The sequence below is a fragment of the uncultured Anaerococcus sp. genome, from assembly GCF_937934665.1.
Classification (GTDB): Bacteria; Bacillota; Clostridia; order Tissierellales; family Peptoniphilaceae; genus Anaerococcus.
The window spans coordinates 1-3310 of the sequence record NZ_CALGYW010000161.1 but is presented as its reverse complement, the minus strand read 5'-3'; the positions used below and the strand labels follow the sequence as shown (position 1 = coordinate 3310).

General features: G+C 33.7%; 4 protein-coding genes. 2 read left to right on the top strand and 2 right to left on the bottom strand.

Going from position 1 to position 3310, the window contains the following annotated elements; all coding sequences use genetic code 11:
* On the top strand, positions 1–816 hold an 816-nt coding region (locus Q0410_RS08245; RefSeq protein ID WP_299035555.1), incomplete at its 5' end, for an ABC transporter ATP-binding protein.
* Complete coding sequence (locus Q0410_RS08240; RefSeq protein ID WP_299035552.1) at positions 813–2573, top strand: ABC transporter ATP-binding protein; 1761 nt, start codon at positions 813–815, stop codon at positions 2571–2573. The genes Q0410_RS08245 and Q0410_RS08240, both read left to right, overlap by 4 nt.
* Before the next feature lie 48 nt (positions 2574–2621).
* Here Q0410_RS08240 and Q0410_RS08235 read toward each other — a convergent pair whose 3' ends face one another.
* A complete protein-coding gene (locus Q0410_RS08235) occupies positions 2622–2969 on the bottom strand; it encodes a hypothetical protein (protein ID WP_299035549.1) in 348 nt (115 codons plus the stop codon).
* A 9-nt stretch (positions 2970–2978) separates the two neighbouring features.
* Positions 2979–3310, bottom strand: a 332-nt coding sequence (locus tag Q0410_RS08230) for a helix-turn-helix domain-containing protein (RefSeq protein WP_299035546.1), incomplete at its 5' end; no start/stop codon positions are given.

The window sequence follows — 3310 nt, the reverse complement described above, 5'->3', positions numbered from 1 at the left end:
ATGTTTAAGCCATTTTTTAAGATTACAGATGTCTATAAGGATAAAAAAGAAGAAATTTATCCAGAACAAATGGAAATAGTTTTAGATAGTCTTTCCTTTAAATATCCAGGGACAGATTCTTATGTTCTAAAAGATATAAATTTAAGGATAAAAGACGCCGAAACTATTGCCCTTGTAGGAGAAAATGGTGCTGGCAAGTCTACCCTGGCCCTACTTCTCGCAGGTTTATACCAACCGACAGAGGGTAGAGTTTTAATAAATGGAGAAGATATTAATAAATCTCATATAGACTATAAAAAGCTAATTTCAGCTGTCTTTCAAGATTCAAATCTTTTGCCATTTTCCTTTAAGGAAAATATCCTAATGTCAACTGAGGATAGGGATTTAGATGATATTTACAAGATGACCCACCTAGATGAAATCATAAACACCTATGAAAAAAAGGATGACCAAACTCTTCTAAGAATTTTAGACAATGACGGAGTAGATTTGTCAGGTGGCCAAAAGCAAAGGCTATTTTTAGCCCGTGCTATTGCCAAATCTAAGGCCAAACTTCTAATCCTAGATGAGCCAACAGCCCAACTTGACGCCCTAAATGAAAGAGAACTCTACATGCTCTATGATGATTTGACCCGCGATAAGTCATCGATTTTTATCTCCCACAGGCTGGCATCAACCAAGTTTTGTGACAGGATAATTTATCTTAAAGACGGCGAGATTCTCGCAAATGGTACTCATGATAAATTAATGAAGACATGCGAAGATTATAAAGACCTCTACAATCTTCAAGCAAAAAATTATAAGGAGGTCCTATGAAAAATATAAGAAAACTTTTTAAAGAAATAGACACCTACCAACCAGGATTTACCCTTAGGGTAATAATTACAAACTTAATTTTGGGATTTTTACCTTTGATAAACATTTTCGCTCCAAAGCTAATAATTGACGAGCTTATGGGAGCTAAAAGAATTTCCTACTGCCTGAGCCTTGGTGCCTTGGTTTTGATTCTAGGTTTTATCAAAGAGGTTACCTATAGGTGGCTAAACAATTATCTGACTCTCACTTTTGAAGATATGTCAGATAAACTGACATTTAAGATTGCACAAAAATCTCTAAGGCTACCCATAGAAAAATCTGACAGTAAGGAAATCCAAGACATGATGGAACAAGCCCACTATGCTGTTTGGGAAATGTACACCCTCTATGATATCATTGTTTTAGTGATATCTGCTGTGATTACAGGAATCTTATCTTTAGGAATACTTGTTAGGCTAAATCCAGCAATCATTATCTTGCTAATTATCTTAGTTTTGATAAACAAAAAAATTGTGACACTGATCAAAGAAAATGAACTGAAATACCAAGAGAATAATATTTCTGACCTTAGGTCTTATAGATTTTTTGCAAATTTTGCGGCAGATCTTAGGTATTTTAAGGATATAGAAATCTATGAATGCCAAGATTTAGTCCTAGAAAAAGCAGAGTTCTACCAGCAGGAGATGATAAAATCTTCAACCGATTACTTCAACAAAAATGGCATCTACACTGGGATTATGAATGTAAGTGCAAACGGCTCAATAATCCTTACTTTAATTTATCTAACCTATAAATTAATCGATAAGACCATAAGCCTTGCAAACTTCACCATGTATTTCAACTCCCTAATCCAGGTAATAAACGCAACCAACCTCATCCAGCAAAACTATGCCAAGGTTATTTCTGTAAATGCTCAATTAGAAGTATTTTTCAACTTCCTAGAAATGGAAGAAGGCCTTCTTGATAAGGGAGAAATCACTGATATTGATACAAGTAAGATTAATATTAGATTTGACAATGTATCCTTCAAATATCCAGCAAGTGAAGATTATGTCCTAAAGGACGCATCTTTTGAAATTAAAAACGGAGAAACAGTCGCCCTTGTGGGCAAAAATGGGGCTGGTAAATCTACTATAGTTAAGCTTTTGTGTAAGTTCTACGAACCAACTGAAGGTCATATCTATCTAAATGATATAGACATATCTAAGATTTCAACAAAAAAGTACTACCAGATCTTATCCCCTACCTTCCAAGATTTTAGGCTATTTCCATTTAGGATTAGCGAAAATATCACAAGTAAATTAAAGGAAGATATTGGTGGAAATGAATACAAGGATATGGATAGGGCTTTTGACCTATTAAATTTATCATCCTGGGTTAATAAACAAGTGGAAAAAGAAGACACATTTTTGACTTACCTCTTCTCCGACAAATCTATCGAGCCATCTGGTGGAATCGGTCAAAAGCTAGCCCTGGCTCGTTCAATCTTCCATGAGGGTAATTTTTTTATCATGGATGAGCCAACCAGTGCCCTAGATCCTCGAAGCGAACAGGAAATCTTTGAAAATATGCTTAAAATTTCAAAGGGGCAAACATCCCTATTTATCTCCCACAGACTATCGTCTACCAAATATGCTGACAGGATAATAGTATGTGATAAGGGAAAAATTACTGAAAACGGAACCCACGAAAACTTGATGAAAGAAGACGGCCTCTATAAAGAGATGTTTACAACTCAAGCAGAATTATATGCATAAAAAAAGCTTAGGCGAAAAATCGCTTAAGCTTTTTTAGAGCTTAGAATATTAAAATGAATCTCCCTTATAGTAGATTAAGGCTATTACAAAATTTAAAGATGCTATGAGATTCATAGATAAGGCTAGGAGAGATTTTTTCTTGTAAGATTCAAGAGCAGACAAATCTTTTCTAGAAATATTTTGTATAGGGTATTTTTTCCTACCAATAAGGTAGGCTAGTAAAAATCCATTGCCATTATTACCCGAAATATTTAAAACTCCTAAAATTTTAGGATGTTTAAGTCCCCTTGCTTTGGCATCTATTTGAGTCATTTGATATATATTATATTGGAAGATAAAACCACCAACCAAAAATACTGCTCCACTTACTATCATAATAATTAATTTTATATCCATATTCTTCTCCTAAAATCTTTTTATTATCTCACTATAAACTAGGCCTGTTACTATAACAGACAAGGTAAATATTGAAACTAAAAATATTTTTTCTGGCAAAAATTCTGTAAAAATTGCCATTGCAATTACCACCAATAAAGCAAAAATTATAATAATTATAAGTTTCTTGTTAGATTTGACAATATCTGTTGATTCTTCCAAATGCTTCATAAAATTATCACTCCCTTTTAATAGCTCATCGAGGCTTATTTGATATAAGTCTGATAGGGCGATTACATTTCCTATGTCTGGATAAGTTTTATTATTTTCCCAGTTTGATATTGATTGCCTAGAGACAAATA